Raw genomic sequence first — 3,102 nt, 5'->3', positions numbered from 1 at the left:
GACCGGATCAACTACCTCCTGGATGACGCCGCCGAGCGGTTGGCCGACGTTCTGGAGGGAGAGGACACCACCCTAAGTGCCCTAAGGGACGAGCAGGACCGGATCGACTACCTACTCCAGGCCACCCGCGAAGACCTCCGGGTGGCCCAGGCGGCCCGGTACGTGCTGGGCGAGGACGACGAGGTGACTGTCAGCGTCGACGACCCCGACGTTCCCGACGTTCCGATCCTGGTACTACGGGCCGACAGCGAAACGGTGCGCGAATCGGGCTCGGCCACCTTCACCATCGAGACCACAATGGAACTGGTCGAAGACCTGGACGTGTTCTACGTGGTCGAGGGAACAGCAACCGCCGACGCCGACTACAACGCCCCTGACGGCGACATCACCATGAGCAAGGGGCAGGAACGGGTGGTCCTCACGGTGCCCGTGCGGGCCGACGACGACGTAGAGGGCGACGAGACTCTCACCGTTCGCCTGATCGCCGATCCGGAGGCCGCCTACCAGCTAAGCGACCGCGACCGGGCCACAGTGCTGATCGAGTCCGACGACCTTCCGGAACTCACGGTGACCGGCGGAGGCGAGGTCGTGGAGGGCGGCACGGCAACGGTGGTCATTCGAGCCGATCAGCCCCCCGACGAGGACACCAGCGTCCACTACTCAGTGACCGGCAGCGCCCAGGCCGGGGTGGACTACGAGGTGGTGACCGGAACGGCTCTCCTACGGTCCGGAGAGCAGTCGGTGACCATCCCCATCCGAACCATCGACGACGACGTGTTCTTCCTGCCCGGCGACATGGTGGTGGCCGACTGGCCAGCCAGGGTGGGAACCGTGGCTATCGAGGACGGCGACCTCGTCCAGCGGGGGACGCCCCTGTTCGATCTCACCGAGCCGGTCTTCACCGTCAAGCTCTTCGCCAGCCCGACCGATCGGTCCAAACTGGCCGAAGGACAGGAGGTCACCGTCAACCTGGCCGCCGGTGACCAGGAGGTCGACGGCGTCATCACCGAACTGGACGACAACGCCACCACCTCCGGCAACAGCGAAATCTACGAGGGTGTGGTCGGGACCACCGAGGACCTGGTTGGAGTGGACGGAGCGGTAGTCACCATCGACGTGGTGGTGGAGCAGTCGGTGGATGCTGTAGTGGTCCCCATTGCCGCTGTGCTCTCCGACGGCGGCCAGGACACCGTGCGGGTCGTGACCCCTGAGGGCGTGATCGAGCGGCGGGCCGTAGAGGTCGGCATGCTCGACGGTGCCTACGTCGAGGTGGTGTCCGGCGTCTCGGCCGGCGAGTTCGTGATCCTCGAAATAGACCGTTCGTGACCGAAACGGTCCTAGCTCTCGAGGGGGTCTCACGGGTCTACGGCGAGGAGGTCCAGGTCCGCGCCCTCGACGATGTCACGCTGGACATCCGGGCCGGGGAGTTCCTGTCCATCGTCGGGCCATCCGGATCCGGGAAGTCCACCATGCTCGGCCTGCTGGGCATCCTGGACCTCCCGACCAGCGGGATCGTCCGGGTGCGAGGGACCGACGCCACCCAGTTGTCCGATGCCGAACGGTCCCGCCTCCGCGGCGAAGCCATCGGCTTCGTGTTCCAGCAGTTCCACCTCATCCCACACCTCACGGCGACCGGCAACGTGGAAGCAGCGTTGCTCTACCGAGGTCTGTCGGCCCGGCAACGCCGCGCTCGTGCCCTGTCGGCCCTAGAACAAGTTGGCCTAGGAGCCCGTCACGACCACCGTCCGGTCCAGATGTCGGGTGGGGAGCAGCAGCGGGTGGCCATCGCCCGGGCCATCGCCACCGAGCCCAGCGTGATCCTGGCCGACGAGCCCACCGGGGCGTTGGACTCTCACAACGCCGAAAACGTGCTGCAGGTCTTCGGGGACCTCCAGTCCCCCGAACGGGCCGTCTGCATCGTCACCCACGACCTGCACGTAGCCCACGCAGCCCGTCGGAAGATCTCCATGCTCGACGGCCAGATCGTGGCCGACGAGGCCCTGGCTCCGGGATGAGGCGCTTCCGGGAACTCCTAGGGGTCGCCTTCTCAGGGTTGACCTCGCGCAAGGTCCGGACCCTGCTCATCATGCTGGGTCCAGTGCTGGGCGTGGCCGCCATCGTGGCCGCCATCGGCATCAACGAGAGCTCGAAGGGCCATCTAAAGGCCAAGCTCCAGGAGTTGGGGACGGACCTGATCGTGGTCAACGCCTCCTCGGGCCTGGGCTTCGGACAGGATCCGGTGATCGAGGCCGCCGCCGTAGCCCGGGTCCGCCGCCTTCCCGACGTGGTGGCCGTCACCGGCACCCGCCAGATGTCCGACATCGTGACCGTGCCCTTTGCCGGGGCCGAAGATTATTATCGGGCCTTCCCGGTGCCGGTTATCGCCAGTGGCCTGGACCTTCCGGAGACGCTGGAGGTGCCGCTGGTTAGCGGACGGTTCCTAAATGACTTTGACGAGTCCTCGGGTGCCCGGGTGGCCGTCATCGGCCGGGACCTGGCCGACGAGTACGGCTACCTGGCCGGTGAGGCCCGGACCATCGAACTGAATGGCCTGGAGTACGGCGTGATCGGGGTCCTTGACTGGGTCCTACTGGAGCCCTCGATGGACTCAGCGGTGTTCCTGACGTTTACCGCCGCGGTCGCCGACTGGGATCTCGACGATCCCGATCCGAGTCGCTTGTACGTTCGGGCACCCGAGAATACAGCGCTAGTGGCTAAGGAGATCCCGACGGTAGTGAGCCTGGGCGGCCCCGACGGGGCAAATGCTTCGGTGCCCACGGACCTGCTCGACGCCCAGTCCCAGGTTGACGAGAGTCTTAACAATCTGACCAAGATGATGGGCGGTCTGGCGCTCATCGTGGGCGGCGTCGGTATCGCCAACGTGATGTCTATCTCGGTTATCCAGAGATCCTCGGAGATCGGTATTCGGCGGGCGCTCGGCCACAGCCGGGGGACCATTGCCGTCCAGTTCCTGTTCGAGGCCCTCGTGGTTGGGGTGTTTGGAGGAATTCTCGGAGCGCTAGTGGGCGCCGGCGTGGTCTGGGGGGTGGCATCCCAACGGGGCTACACAATGGTGTTGAGCGTGGCTGGGTTGTTCGGCTG

The 3,102-nt window shown here is 66.2% G+C and carries 3 protein-coding genes; all 3 read left to right on the top strand.

The window, feature by feature from the left end:
- On the top strand, positions 1–1,326 hold a 1,326-nt coding region (locus tag MK181_10850; GenBank protein MCH2420295.1), incomplete at its 5' end, for an HlyD family efflux transporter periplasmic adaptor subunit.
- Positions 1,323–2,015, top strand: coding sequence for an ABC transporter ATP-binding protein (locus tag MK181_10845; GenBank protein ID MCH2420294.1), 693 nt, complete (start codon positions 1,323–1,325; stop codon positions 2,013–2,015). The genes MK181_10850 and MK181_10845, both read left to right, overlap by 4 nt.
- The coding region (locus MK181_10840) for an ABC transporter permease (GenBank protein ID MCH2420293.1) at positions 2,012–3,102 on the top strand (1,091 nt) is incomplete at its 3' end. The genes MK181_10845 and MK181_10840, both read left to right, overlap by 4 nt.

It is taken from the genome of Acidimicrobiales bacterium, assembly GCA_022452035.1.
Lineage (GTDB): Bacteria > Actinomycetota > Acidimicrobiia > Acidimicrobiales > MedAcidi-G1 > UBA9410.
The sequence above is the reverse complement of the archived record's forward strand: the minus strand, read 5'-3'. Positions and strand labels throughout refer to the sequence as shown.